The organism is Comamonas terrigena NBRC 13299, assembly GCF_006740045.1.
In the GTDB taxonomy this organism is placed as follows: Bacteria; Pseudomonadota; Gammaproteobacteria; order Burkholderiales; family Burkholderiaceae_C; genus Comamonas; species Comamonas terrigena.
The window spans coordinates 4,169,563-4,181,948 of the sequence record NZ_AP019749.1; the positions used below are offsets into that span (position 1 = coordinate 4,169,563).

A 12,386-nucleotide genomic window follows, 5' to 3' on the forward strand; every position below is an offset into this window, starting at 1 on the left:
CGCCCGATGAGCGGATCGTTGGGCAAGGTTGTATTTCCAGACATATCGAGTCTCTTGCTAAGTGGCGGCCCCGCTCGCAGGCGCAGGCCAGACCGCCGTCAATGCTTACTGCTGTGCCACAGCACCCGGTTGATCGCGTTGGTCCAGGAGGGCCACCACGCGGTCAGCGTTCTGGACCGTGCACACGTCCTGGGGCAGGTTCAGACCTGCGGCCTTCATGTAGGCTTCGCCGCCGGCAGCGTCGATGGCCATCATGTGGTGCATGCACATCTTTCCGTCTTCCACGCAACGGTTCAGCACCTTGCTGTAGAGGCCGTCTTCCACGCTGGAGAAGCGCTTCACGGGATCCCGCTCGCTGGGCTTGGCTAGGTCGAGGTAGGCGTCACGGGTCAGGGGCTGGCCTTCGGCCTTGGCCTTGGCAACCCAGGCGTCGAAGCCTTCGTTGCTCAGACCGTGGAACTTGAAGGTCATGCCGGCAAAACCGGCACCGCTGTAGTGCGATGCCAGGCCGTGGAACACGCCTTCCTTGTTGATCACCGCATTCAGCTGGGTTTCCATGCCGGGCATGGCATAGATCATGCCGGCCAGGTCAGGCACATAGAACGCATTCATGGTGGAGGTGGCGGTCAGCTTGAAGCGGATCGGGCGATCCACCGGTGCAGCCAGCTCGTTCACCGTGGCGATGCCTTGCTCGGGCAGGAAGAACAGCCACTTCCAGTCCATGGCCACCACTTCCACTTCCAGGGGCTTGATTTCGGGCGCCAAGGCCTTAGTTTCAGACACACGGTCCAGCGGACGGTAGGGGTCGAGCTTGTGGGTGCTGATCCAGGTCAGGGCGCCCAGGGCGATGATGATGATGAGCGGAACGCTCCAGATCACCAGCTCCAGGGCCGTGGAATGGTGCCATTCGGGATCGTATTCGGCTTCGGTGTTCGACTGGCGATACTTCCAGGCGAACAACAGCGTCAACAGAATCACCGGCACGATGATGATCAACATCAGCAGGGTGGCAGTCACCACCAGCTGGCCCTGCTGGGCTGCGATGTCACCTGCGGGATTGAGTACGACGGCCTTGCTGCAACCAGTCAGACTGGCTATCAAGGCGGCCGCCGCGAGCCACGCGGGCCCACGGATTTCCTTGGATTGAAACATGCTATAGACGCAAAAAGACACGCACAGACGGATGTCGGCGCGGATTACAAGACGTTGCGAATTTACTTCGATCAAGGTTTTTTGCGATTGGACATTTTGTCCACCGCAGCCCTGCGCTGGGTCATTGCAAGGCCGAAGCACATCAGTTAGGCGTTTTATGCCCCTCGCGGCAAAAAGTCCTTAACTCTTTGTTTCCACGGCATTTTTTTCTGCTTGAACGGCACGGGTTAACGCTTACACACTAACCCCAGGACGCGCCTTACCCTCCGCCGGGGCAGCGCACTTTGGCCACTAACCCTGCTGACAGCCGGGTCTTGACCGCCCTCCAGCTGCCGCCCGTCGCCACTTGATGGCCGTCAAGATCGGGAACTTCCCCTAAAAAGCCGTTTATCCGATTGCGAGCCCCTGCCCAAGGGCGTAGAAGGGAGGCACACCAACCTCATAGGAGTGTGTTTCATGAGTGGCCTCGCTTATCCGAACATCGCACCTGCTGGCGGTTTCCATGGCTCGGAAGACCTGTCCGACGCCGACACGCACGAAGAGGCTTCTCCCGGCGAAATCGCTGCCGGCGTCATCATCGGCCGATCGTCCGAGTATTTCGACTTCTTCGTCTTCGGCATTGCCTGCGTGCTGGTGTTCCCGCACGTGTTCTTCCCCCACTACACCCTGCTCAACGGCATGCTGGCGTCGTTTGCCGTGTTCTCGCTGGCCTTCATCGCCCGCCCCATCGGCACCGCCATCTCCATGGTCATCCAGCAGCGCTGGGGCCGTGCCACCAAGCTGACCATCTCGCTGTTCCTGCTGGGCACCGCCACGGTGGGCATGGCACTGCTGCCCGGCTATGTTGACCTGGGCCGCTATGCCATCGCCTTGCTGGTGCTGTTCCGCATCCTGCAGGGGCTGGCCCTGGGCGGCTCCTGGGATGGCCTGCCGTCGCTGCTGGCACTGAGCGCCCCACCCGAAAAGCGCGGCTGGTATTCCATGATCGGCCAGCTGGGCGCCCCGTTGGGCTTTGTGGTGGCAGCGGCACTGTTTGCCTACCTCTACAAGGCGCTGAGCCACGAAGAGTTTGTGGAATGGGGCTGGCGCTACCCCTTCTGCGTGGCCTTCGCGATCAACGTGGTCGCCCTGTTCGCACGCCTGCGGCTGGTGGTGGGCCAGTCCTACACCCGCCTGCTGGAAAAGCTGGAACTGGAGCCCGTACCCACCTTCGAGCTGACGCGCAGCGGTGAAGGCCGCAACGTGCTGATCGGCGCCCTGGCGGCCCTGGCCAGCTTTGCCCTGTTCCACCTGGTCACGGTGTTCCCGCTGTCCTGGATGACCATGTTCGGCGAAGACAGCGTCACCAGCATCCTCTGGACCCAGGTGCTGGGCGGCCTGCTGGCCGGCCTGGGGATTCTGGTGTCGGGCAAGCTGGCCGACCGCTTTGGCCGCCGCAACACCCTGGGCACCATGGCGGTGCTGATCGGTCTGTTCAGCTTTGCTGCCCCCTTCCTGCTGGATGGCGGCAGCGCCGGACAGAACACCTTCATCCTGGTGGGCTTTGTGCTGCTGGGCCTGTCCTACGGCCAGTCCTCCGGCACCGTGACGGCCAATTTCTCCCGCCGCCTGCGCTATGTGGGCGCAGCCTACTCGTCCGATCTGGCCTGGCTGCTGGGCGCCGCCTTTGCGCCGCTGGTGGCGCTGGGCCTGTCCTCGCGCTTCGGCCCGGTGGCCGTGGGCCTGTACCTGCTGTCCGGCGCCATCTGCACACTGGCGGCCCTGGGCATCAACCGCGCCATCGAAGCGCGGGGCAGCGACAGCTGAAGGCGACCGCGCCACACACAGGCTGCTTCGGCAGCCTTTTTCATGCCCGCGCCCACCGAGAGCGGACCGAGCGAGCTGTGCGGACTGCCGGCACGCGTTGCAGCGGCGCACCACGGGGAAAGTACCCCATGCCGCCCCCGCCGTTGCGCGGCACACTGCGGCCATTGCCACTTGCCTTGCCCACCATGCGCACCATCTTCATGCCCCCTGGCCGCATCCATGTCTGGCAATGGGTTCTGCTGACCTTGGGGGCCGGCGCCATGCTCACGGCCCAGGCCGGCTGGGTGGAGCTGCACCGGTTGTTCAAGCCGCTGGCCATGGTGGCGGCGCTGCTGGCGGTCTGTGCCCCGCGTTTTGCCCCGCGCAGCGCCCGGCGGCTGCGGGCGCGCCACTGGCTGCTGGCGGCCCTGGCCTTCAGCCTGGCGGGGGATGTCTGCCTGATGCTGGACGGGCTGTTCATCCCCGGTCTGGTGGCGTTCCTATGCGCCCATGTCTGCTACATCCGGCTGTTTGCGCTGGATGCCCCCTGGCTGCCGCGGCGCACCCCGCTGGTGGCCTGCCTGCTGCTGGGCGCCGGGGTCTACAGCATGCTGTGGGGCCATCTGCCGGTGGAACTGCGCCTGCCCGTGGCCGCCTATGTGCTGGTGATCGCGCTGATGGCCGCGCAGGCCGTGGGCCGAGCCCTGGTGCGCGCCAGCCGCGCGGCGCGCTGCGTGGCCTATGGGGCGCTGCTGTTCATGCTCAGCGACACGCTGCTGGCCGTCGACCGCTTTGTGCACCCGCTGGCCTGGGCGGGGCTGGGGGTGCTGGGCACCTACTACGCCGCCCAGTGGCTGATCGTGCACGGCATGCTGCAAACCAGCCAGCAGGCCTGAGGCACCGGCCGGCACCGCCGCCGAGGGCGCCCAGTGCAGCCCCCTCGAGCGCCCGCCAGCACTCAGTCGCCGAACAAGCCGCCCGCCACCGACGGCGGCTGCACCAGGCCCAGATGGGCGTAGGCCGCCTTGGTGGCAATGCGCCCGCGTGGCGTGCGCTGCAGATAGCCTTGCTGGATCAGATAGGGCTCGATCACGTCCTCGATGGTGCCGGCATCCTCGCCGATGCTGGCGGCAATGTTGTCCACCCCTACCGGGCCACCATCAAAGCGGTGCACCACGGCTTCCAGCAGCTTGCGGTCCATCACGTCAAAGCCGCGTGGGTCCACATCCAGCATGGACAGCGCCTTGCGCGCCATGTCCTGGGTGATGCTGCCGTCGCCCTTGACCTCGGCATAGTCACGCACCCGGCGCAGCAGGCGGTTGGCGATACGCGGCGTGCCGCGTGAGCGGTTGGCGATCTCCTGTGCCCCCGGCACATCAATGGGCGCGCCCAGCAGACCGGCGCTGCGGGTGACGATGCGCGCCAGCTCCTCCGGCGTATAGAACTCCAGCCGCGCCACGATGCCGAAGCGGTCCCGCAGCGGGTTGGTCAGCATGCCGGCCCGCGTGGTCGCGCCCACCAGCGTGAAGGGCTGCAGGTCCAGCTTGATGCTGCGCGCCGCCGGGCCTTCACCGATCATGATGTCGATCTGGTAGTCCTCCAGTGCCGGGTAGAGAATTTCTTCCACCACGGGGCTGAGCCGGTGGATTTCGTCGATGAACAGCACATCGTTGGCTTCAAGGTTGGTCAGCAGGGCCGCCAGGTCCTTGGGCTTTTCCAGCACCGGACCGCTGGTCTGGCGCAGGTTCACCCCCAGCTCCGCCGCAATGATGTGGGACAGCGTGGTCTTGCCCAGGCCGGGCGGGCCGAACAACAGCACGTGGTCGAGTGCCTCGCCGCGCTTGCGGGCCGCGCCGATGAAGATTTCCAGCTGCTCGCGCGCCTTTTGCTGGCCCACGTACTCCTCGAGCATCTTGGGGCGCAGGGCGCGCTCCAGCTGCTCCTCGCTCTTGGAAACAGCACCCGCCGACACCATGCGCGGCGCAGGCTCCGATGCCGGGCCCAGATCTTCAACAACAATGGTCATGGCAGGGATTGTGCCGTGTCTGCACCACCCTGCGCCGCCGTGGCGGGATTGGGTCACTGCATGGCCCTGCCGCCCTGCAGGGCGTGCGGTCTGCGCTATGCCAGCGTGGCCGGCCGTGGCATGCTGGCAGCCCCTTTGCACTCTTTTTCAGGAACTGCCATGACCTTTCCCCGCGTGCTGAAGACGGCGGCCGCACTGGCCTTGCTGTGCGCCGCCCAGGCCCAGGCGGCCCTCCAGGTGGGCGACGCCGCGCCCGCATTCACCACGCCCGCAGCCGTGGCAGGCAAGCCTTTTACGTTCGACCTGGCTGCCACGCTGAAAAAAGGCCCGGTGGTGCTGTACTTCTTCCCCAAGGCCTTCACCCAGGGCTGCACGCTGGAGGCCCATGCCTTTGCCGAGGCCACGCCCCGGTTCGCCGCGCTGGGAGCCACCGTGGTGGGCATGTCGCACGACGACATCGCCACGCTGCAGCGCTTCTCCACCGAAGCCTGCCGCGACCAGTTTGCCGTGGCCTCCGATCCCCAGGCCCAGACCATCCGGGCCTACGACGCCGCAGCCGCCGCGAACCCGGCGCGTGCCGACCGCATCTCCTACGTGATCGGCCAGGACGGCAAGGTGAAGTTCGTGCACATCGGCTCCGACCCCGAGGCCCATGTGGCGCAGACCCGGGCCGCAGTCGAAAAGCTGCAGGCCGCAGCCCGCAAATAAGCCCAGCCGCCCCTCGGCGCTCCCGCCACGGCGGGCATGGCCGGGCAGCCGTGCCTACTTGGTCAGGCCCTTGAGCGCCAGCTTGATGCCTTCGGAGACACCGACATCGGCCGGCAGCGCCTTGAGGCTGGCGGTGGCCTCCTTGTCGGAATAGCCCAGCGCCACCAGGGCCTGCAGGATGTCCCCCTGGGCATCGCTCTTGATCTGGGCCGCCGCACCGCTGCCGCCGATCGCGTCGCCCAGCTTGCCCTTGAGCTCCAGCAGCAAGCGCTCTGCCGTCTTCTTGCCGATGCCAGGCACCTTGACCAGGCGACCGGCTTCCTGCAGCGTCACGGCCTGGGCCAGATCGTCGGCCCCCATACCCGACAGCACCGACAGCGCGGTGCGCGGCCCCACGCCGCTGACCTTGATCAGCTCGCGAAAAGTCTGACGCTCCTGCGGGGTGGCAAACCCATACAGCAGCTGCGCATCCTCGCGCACGATAAAGTGCGTCAACAGGCTGACTTTCTCGCCCAGCCCGGGCAGGTTGTAGAACGTGCTCATGGGCACCTGGACCTCATAGCCCACGCCATGCACGTCCAGCAGGACCTCGGGAGGGTTCTTCTCGATCAGGGTGCCCGTCAGTTTGCCTATCATTGGTTTCCTTAAGCCGCTGCTTTTACCGCTACTTTCGCCGCTGTGGTAGCGGCACATTGGATGGAATTATCCGCGTGATACTGCGCCACACCTTCACACCCCACAACAACCTGCGCCTGGCCAATCTCTGCGGCCCGGCCGATGCCCACCTGCGCACCATCGAAGTGGGGCTGCAGGTCAAGATCGCCCACCGCCATGAGCAATTCAAGGTGGACGGCCCCAAGGCCAAGGCCCAGCAGGCCATGGAGCTGCTGCAGGCCCTGTATGAAATGGCCGACGCCCCCATCTCCGACGACACGCTGCAGCTGATGCTGGCCGGCGACGCCGAGATGCTGGAGCCCGACGCCACGGCCGTGCAGCTGACCACCCGCCGCGCCGACCTGCGCGCACGCACGCCCAACCAGGCCATGTACCTGGAAAACATCGGCAAGCACGACATCACCTTCGGCATTGGCCCGGCCGGCACCGGCAAGACCTACCTGGCCGTGGCCTGCGCCGTGGACGCGCTGGAGCGCAGCGCCGTGCAGCGCATTGTGCTGACCCGCCCGGCCGTGGAAGCCGGCGAGCGCCTGGGCTTTCTGCCCGGCGACCTGACACAGAAGGTCGACCCCTATCTGCGCCCGCTGTACGACGCGCTGTACGACCTGATGGGCTATGACAAGGTGCAGAAGGCCTTCGAGCGCAATGCGCTGGAGATCGCACCGCTGGCCTTCATGCGCGGGCGCACGCTGAACAACGCCTTCGTGATCCTGGACGAGGCGCAGAACACCACGCCCGAGCAGATGAAGATGTTCCTCACCCGCATCGGCTTTGGCGCCAAGGCCGTGGTGACGGGTGACGTGAGCCAGATCGACCTGCCCAAGGGGGCGATGAGCGGCCTGATCGACGCCGAGCGCGTGCTCAAGCGGGTCAAGGGCATCTCCATCAACCGCTTCACCAGCGCCGACGTGGTGCGCCACCCGCTGGTGGCGCGCATTGTGGACGCCTACGACGCCAACGGGACCGGCCGCGCCCGCTGACCTCCCGCACCGCTTCGCGCCCTGGCCTCAATCGACCCGGCCGCCCCGGCGGCGGACCGGCGCTGCCGAACGTCTGCTCCACGGCATGGGCGGCGCCAGGCGCCCGGGCGGAGCGCGCACACTGGACATTTGATATGGCTCTCAACCAACTAGAACTCTCCTTGCAGTTTGGCAAGTTCGACAACCTGGCCGCCCACCGCGCCCTGCTGACCCGCAGCCTGGTCACCCGGTGGATCCGCCATGCGCTGGCAGTGGACGCCGAAATGACGGTGCGCATCGTCGGCACCGAAGAAGGCCAGCAGCTCAACCGCGAGTACCGCCACAAGGACTACGCCACCAATGTGCTGACCTTCGACTACCAGCAGGAACCCACCGTGATGGCCGACCTGGTGATCTGCGGCCCGGTGGTGGAGCGCGAAGCGCAGGAACAGAACAAGACCCTGGAAGAGCATTACGCCCACCTGCTGGTGCACGGCACGCTACACGCCCAGGGCTGGGACCACGAAACCAGCGAGGCCGATGCCGACGAGATGGAGGCCTACGAGACCGACATCATGGCCGAGCTCGGCTACGCCGACCCGTACGCCAAATAAGAGCGGCTACTACGACCCTTGATACGTCGTTGCTTCGCCTTGCCGTACGACTGTACTGTCTGCGGCTTCGTGCCTCGTCTCCACCGCAAACCTTTGGTTTGCTGGGTCATGCCAGCCGCTCTCAGCCCGGCGCTGCACGCACAGCCCGGGCCAGGACGGCGCCTTCGGGCGCCGCCGCTCACTCCAGCTTCAGGCCAATCGCCTGCACCAGCTGTGCGTAGCGCACATAGTCGCCCTGCACCTGCCGGGCAAATGCCTGCTGCGTCTCGCCGGTGGTCTGAATGCCCTGCTGGGCCAGCTGGCTGCGCAGCTGGGGATCGGCCAGGGTCTGGTCGGCATCGCGTGCCAGCTGTTGCAGCACCGGCTGGGGCGTGCCCTTGGGGGCGAACAGGCCGAACCAGGTGGCCGACTGGTAGCCCGCATAGGTCTCGCCCACGGTGGGCACCTGGGGCAGCAGCGGATTGCGCTGCGCACCCGACACGGCCAGCGCCACCAGCTTGCCGCTCTGGATATGCGCCAGCGCCGGTGCCACGGCAATGAACATGGCATCCACCTGCCCGGCCAGCACATCCTGCAGCCCCTGCGGACCGCCCCGGTAGGGAATGTGGGTGGCAAAAAATCCCGCACGCTGCTTGAGCAGCTCCATCGACAGGTGCAGGGCACTGCCTGTACCGGCCGACGCGTAGTTCAACCCGCCCGGCCTGGCTTTCGCAGCCTTCACCAGGTCCTGCACGGTCTTGAAACCATGGCGCGGGTGGGCCACCAGCACAAAATCGACCTGGCCCAGCTTGATGACGGGCACCAGATCCTGCTTGACGTCATACGGCAGGTGCTGCTGCAGGTGGGGCATGATGGTGATGGCACCGTCTCCGCCCACCAGCAAGGTGTGGCCGTCCGGGGTGGACTTGACCACGGCATCGACCGCCGAGACACCGCCGGCCGAGCCCTTGTTCTCCACCAGCACCGGCTGGCTCCAGCCTTTGGACAGTTGCTGACCCACCTGGCGGGCCAGGATGTCCGGGGCACTGCCCGGACCGTTCGCCACCAGCAGCTTCACCGCGCGAGCGGGGTAGTCCGGCACCTGCGCCAGGGCAGTCAGCGGCACGGCCACCATGGCCCAAGCGGCCCAGGCGGTGCGGAAAAGATGGCGGTGCAGGTTCACGGGACACTCCTTGAAGGCAGGAGCCGCATTCTGCGAAGCCTTTCTTATTCCTCAAAAGAATATTTAACAACTTCTTTATTTCCAAATAAGCTTTAGAGTCGTTCGCGCAAAACTGCTTTGCTGCAGCCGAGCCAAACCGCGCCACACCACCCCCTAAGATCGCGCCACAGGGTGGTGGCTGCAGACCGCCCCGGCCCCGCAACCACACAACAACACCGACAGGGAGACAACTGCATGGAAGCTCTGGGCCTGGGCCCTGCGAGCCATATCGCACTTTTGCTGGCCGCCGCTTTTGTGGCCGGCGCACTGAACGCCGTGGCAGGCGGCGGCAGCTTTCTGACCTTGCCCGCCCTGGTCTTCACCGGCGTGCCGCCCGTGGTGGCCAATGCCACCGGGACCGTGGCCCTGTTGCCCGGCTACGCCGCCGGGGCCTGGGGCTTCAAGGACGACATGGCACCGCCCCCCGGTCTGTCCATGCGGCAGGTGGTGGTGCTGTCGCTGCTGGGCGGATCGGCCGGGGCCGCGCTGCTGCTGTTCACGCCCGACGCGACCTTCCGCAAGGTGGTGCCCTGGCTGCTGCTGGCCGCCACCGCCCTGTTCGCCTTCGGTCCGCAGCTGCGCGCCTGGGCCGCCGGCAAAAACGCCGCGCACGCCGCCCCGTCCGCTGGCAAAGCCGCCCTGGGCATGCTGGCCGTGGCCATCTACGGCGGCTACTTCAACGGCGGCCTGGGCATCTTGCTGCTGGCCCTGTTCGGCCTGCTGGGCCAGACCCAGCTGAACGCCATGAATGGCATGAAGAACGTGGTCTCCGCCCTGCTGACGGCCATTGCCGTGGCCATCTACGCCGTCGGCGGCATCGTGGAATGGCCGCAGGCCCTGCTGATGATGGTGGCCGCCACCGCCGGCGGCTATGGCGGCGCCCGCGTGGCGCGCCGTATCCCTGCGCCCGTGCTGCGCTGGGGCATTGTGGCCACCGGCCTGGTGATGGCCGGCCTGTTCTTCGCCAAGGGCTGACCCGGCCGCATCCGTGCCCCCCGGGAGCACGGCGGCGCGGCGGGCATGGACGGCCCCACCCGTGCCGGAGGATCCCTGCGGATGCCACAATCCGCGCCATGAACTGGAAGCGCCCATGGCTTGGATGGCTGCTGGCCTGGGCACTCGCCGCAGGCGGCGGCGCCGCGTGGCTGGCCCAGCAACGCCTGCAGGAACTGCACGAAACCTTCACCACCAATGCCCGCGTGGCCCACCGGCTGCTGAGCCAGCAGCTGGCGCAGCACGATGCCATTCTGGCCACGCTGTCGCTGCTGCAGCCGGCCCTGTCCGGCGATGCCGCGGCCAATGCCGGCAGCAGCGGGCTCTCCACGCTGTACCCCCAGGTGCTGGGCGTGGCCCAGCGGCGCGACGACCAGCCCTGGCCTGCCCATTGGCCGGCGGACCTGCAGGCGCTGGAGCAGCAATCCGCCGCCAGCGGCCATGCGCAGATGGACGCCAGCCGCTTGGCCCAGGGCAAGCTGTTTGTGGTCCAGGCCGGCCAGCCCGCCAGCTATGCGCTGAAACTGGACTTGCACGCCACCGTGCCCGCCGATGAATGGCCCTATCCCGCCAGCCACAGCCCGGTGCGCATCTGGCTGGCGCAAGGCACCCAAAGCCTGGTGCTGCAGCACGGCGCGGACGACGCCCAGGCACCCGGCTGGGCCCTGTCCGTCAGCAAGACCCTGTCCTCCCCCAGCCAGGTGCTGGAACTGCACGAACGCTACAAGCTGCACCCACGCCTGCTGCCGTGGCCCAGCATGCTGGTCTGGGCCCTGGCCTGGGCACTGGCAGTGGCGGCCTTGCGGGCCGCCTGGCAGCAACGCGCCGCCCGCCAGCGGGCCGAACAGCTGCTGCAATACGGCCAGATTGCGCGCCTCAACACCCTGGGCGAACTGGCCGCCGGCATGGCCCATGAGCTGAACCAGCCGCTGACCGCCATCCTCTCCAACAGCCAGGCCGCACGCCGCCTGCTGGACGACGCCGAACCGGATGTGGACGCCGCGCGCCAGGCCATGCAGCAGGCCGCCGAGCAGGCCAAGCGCGCCTCGGCCGTGATCGGTCGCCTGCGCCGTCTGGTGGAGCGGCCCGATACCGCCACGCAGTCCCAGGCCGTGCCGCTGCCACAGGCCGTGGCCGATGCCCTGCACCTGCTGGAGCCCGAACTGCGACAGCGCCAGGTGCAATGCCAGGCGCCGCTGCCCACGCCGCCGCTGCCGCCCGCCCAGGCCGACCCGATTGCCCTGCAGCAAATCCTGCACAACCTGCTGCTGAACGCCCTGCAGGCCATGGAACAGGTACCCGCGGCCGAGCGGCAGCTGCTGATTCAACACCGCCCGCAGGGCCGGCACCTGCTGCTGACTGTGCAGGACAACGGACCCGGCATTGCCCCGGAGCTGCGCGAGCGCCTGTTCACCCCTTTTGCCACCACGCGTGCCCAGGGTCTGGGCCTGGGGCTGACGCTGAGCCAGGGGCTGGCCGAATCCATGGGCGGCCAGCTGCGGCTGGTGGACGGCGGCCCCTTGCGCGGCGCCTGCTTCGAGCTGCAGCTGCCTGCCATGCCCACCCGCGCTGCGGATACCCCTTGATGTTTTCCATGCCCGAATCCGGTGACCACCAACACTCCCCTTTGATCCACCTGGTGGACGACGACCAGGCCGTGCGCGACAGCCTGGCCCTGCTGATCAGCACCGTGGGCCTGCGGGTGCAAAGCTGGGCCGACCCGGTGCTGTTCGCCGCGCAGTTCGACCGCCAGTCCATCGGCGCCATCGTGCTGGATGTGCGCATGCCCGGCGTCAGCGGCCTGGCCTTGCTGGCGCAGCTGATGGAGCAAGGGGTGGACCAGCCCGTCATCCTGCTCACCGGCCATGGCACGGTCGATATGTGCCGGCGTGCGTTCAAGGGTGGTGCGGCCGAATTCCTGGAAAAGCCCGTCGATGACGAAGTGCTGCTGGAAGCCCTGCAGACGGCGGTACGCCAGCACGTGCGCCTGCGCGCCCGGACCCAGGCCGACCGCGCGGCCCAGGAGCACTACGCCCAGCTGTCGCCCCGGGAGCGCGAGGTGCTGGCCCTGATCGTGCAGGGACTGACCAACAAGGAAATCGGCCGTGCGCTGGATGTGTCGCCCCGCACCGTGGAAACCCACCGGGCCAATCTGTTCGCCAAGCTGCAGGCACCCTCGCTGGCCTGGCTGATTCGCCGCTATGCCCCGCTGACGGAGCTGTAGCGTGCGCGGCCTGCAGCCGCCGACGCCGCCCGCTCCGTAGTTCTACGCA

Annotated in this window: 12 protein-coding genes; 8 read left to right on the top strand and 4 right to left on the bottom strand. The window is 67.2% G+C overall.

Annotation, left to right across the window (positions count from 1 at the left end):
* Positions 1 to 105 precede the first annotated feature (105 nt).
* Positions 106 to 1,152: a ubiquinol oxidase subunit II gene (gene cyoA / locus CT3_RS18875; protein ID WP_066541099.1), complete on the bottom strand. Its 1,047-nt coding sequence runs from the start codon at positions 1,150 to 1,152 to the stop codon at positions 106 to 108.
* 456 nt (positions 1,153 to 1,608) lie between these two features.
* Here cyoA and CT3_RS18880 point away from each other — a divergent pair, with 456 nt between their 5' ends.
* Together CT3_RS18880 and CT3_RS18885 are read left to right on the top strand one after the other, a co-directional pair.
* Complete coding sequence (locus tag CT3_RS18880; protein WP_066541101.1) at positions 1,609 to 2,958, top strand: MFS transporter; 1,350 nt, start codon at positions 1,609 to 1,611, stop codon at positions 2,956 to 2,958.
* 185 nt (positions 2,959 to 3,143) lie between these two features.
* Positions 3,144 to 3,833 (top strand): lysoplasmalogenase, encoded by a 690-nt coding sequence (locus CT3_RS18885; RefSeq protein ID WP_225608861.1) that lies wholly within the window; start codon positions 3,144 to 3,146, stop codon positions 3,831 to 3,833.
* Between the two features lie 62 nt (positions 3,834 to 3,895).
* Here CT3_RS18885 and ruvB read toward each other — a convergent pair whose 3' ends face one another.
* Positions 3,896 to 4,963 (bottom strand): Holliday junction branch migration DNA helicase RuvB, encoded by a 1,068-nt coding sequence (gene ruvB / locus CT3_RS18890; protein ID WP_066541105.1) that lies wholly within the window; start codon positions 4,961 to 4,963, stop codon positions 3,896 to 3,898.
* A 159-nt stretch (positions 4,964 to 5,122) separates the two neighbouring features.
* Between ruvB and CT3_RS18895 the strand changes: the two genes are divergently transcribed.
* Entirely contained in the window at positions 5,123 to 5,671 is a 549-nt protein-coding gene (locus tag CT3_RS18895; RefSeq protein WP_066541107.1) for a peroxiredoxin, read from the top strand.
* Between the two features lie 54 nt (positions 5,672 to 5,725).
* Here the strand turns inward: CT3_RS18895 and ruvA are convergent, their stop codons facing one another.
* Complete coding sequence (gene ruvA, locus CT3_RS18900; RefSeq protein WP_066541109.1) at positions 5,726 to 6,307, bottom strand: Holliday junction branch migration protein RuvA; 582 nt, start codon at positions 6,305 to 6,307, stop codon at positions 5,726 to 5,728.
* 74 nt (positions 6,308 to 6,381) lie between these two features.
* On the opposite strand from ruvA, the gene CT3_RS18905 reads away from it, so the two are divergent.
* Together CT3_RS18905 and ybeY are read left to right on the top strand one after the other, a co-directional pair.
* Positions 6,382 to 7,326 (top strand): PhoH family protein, encoded by a 945-nt coding sequence (locus CT3_RS18905; RefSeq protein WP_066541111.1) that lies wholly within the window; start codon positions 6,382 to 6,384, stop codon positions 7,324 to 7,326.
* A gap of 134 nt (positions 7,327 to 7,460) precedes the next feature.
* Positions 7,461 to 7,919, top strand: a complete 459-nt coding sequence (gene ybeY / locus CT3_RS18910) for an rRNA maturation RNase YbeY (RefSeq protein ID WP_066541113.1) — start codon at positions 7,461 to 7,463, stop codon at positions 7,917 to 7,919.
* A gap of 178 nt (positions 7,920 to 8,097) precedes the next feature.
* Here ybeY and CT3_RS18915 read toward each other — a convergent pair whose 3' ends face one another.
* Positions 8,098 to 9,081, bottom strand: coding sequence for a Bug family tripartite tricarboxylate transporter substrate binding protein (locus CT3_RS18915; RefSeq protein WP_066541115.1), 984 nt, complete (start codon positions 9,079 to 9,081; stop codon positions 8,098 to 8,100).
* Between the two features lie 234 nt (positions 9,082 to 9,315).
* Between CT3_RS18915 and CT3_RS18920 the strand changes: the two genes are divergently transcribed.
* The 3 genes from CT3_RS18920 (at position 9,316) to CT3_RS18930 (ending at position 12,337) form a co-directional block, all read left to right on the top strand.
* Positions 9,316 to 10,095: a sulfite exporter TauE/SafE family protein gene (locus tag CT3_RS18920; protein WP_066541117.1), complete on the top strand. Its 780-nt coding sequence runs from the start codon at positions 9,316 to 9,318 to the stop codon at positions 10,093 to 10,095.
* A 98-nt stretch (positions 10,096 to 10,193) separates the two neighbouring features.
* Complete coding sequence (locus CT3_RS18925) at positions 10,194 to 11,699, top strand: sensor histidine kinase (protein WP_066541119.1); 1,506 nt, start codon at positions 10,194 to 10,196, stop codon at positions 11,697 to 11,699.
* A gap of 8 nt (positions 11,700 to 11,707) precedes the next feature.
* Positions 11,708 to 12,337, top strand: a complete 630-nt coding sequence (locus tag CT3_RS18930) for a response regulator transcription factor (protein ID WP_066541544.1) — start codon at positions 11,708 to 11,710, stop codon at positions 12,335 to 12,337.
* Positions 12,338 to 12,386 lie beyond the last annotated feature (49 nt).

Coding starts and splice junctions, on each gene's coding strand:
- ruvB (WP_066541105.1), bottom strand. CDS start 4,963: ATGACCATTGTTGTTGAAGATCTGGGCCCGGCATCGGAGCCTGCGCCG.
- CT3_RS18930 (WP_066541544.1), top strand. CDS start 11,708: ATGCCCGAATCCGGTGACCACCAACACTCCCCTTTGATCCACCTGGTG.
- CT3_RS18895 (WP_066541107.1), top strand. CDS start 5,123: ATGACCTTTCCCCGCGTGCTGAAGACGGCGGCCGCACTGGCCTTGCTG.
- ruvA (WP_066541109.1), bottom strand. CDS start 6,307: ATGATAGGCAAACTGACGGGCACCCTGATCGAGAAGAACCCTCCCGAG.
- CT3_RS18880 (WP_066541101.1), top strand. CDS start 1,609: ATGAGTGGCCTCGCTTATCCGAACATCGCACCTGCTGGCGGTTTCCAT.
- CT3_RS18925 (WP_066541119.1), top strand. CDS start 10,194: ATGAACTGGAAGCGCCCATGGCTTGGATGGCTGCTGGCCTGGGCACTC.
- CT3_RS18885 (WP_225608861.1), top strand. CDS start 3,144: ATGCGCACCATCTTCATGCCCCCTGGCCGCATCCATGTCTGGCAATGG.
- cyoA (WP_066541099.1), bottom strand. CDS start 1,152: ATGTTTCAATCCAAGGAAATCCGTGGGCCCGCGTGGCTCGCGGCGGCC.
- ybeY (WP_066541113.1), top strand. CDS start 7,461: ATGGCTCTCAACCAACTAGAACTCTCCTTGCAGTTTGGCAAGTTCGAC.
- CT3_RS18920 (WP_066541117.1), top strand. CDS start 9,316: ATGGAAGCTCTGGGCCTGGGCCCTGCGAGCCATATCGCACTTTTGCTG.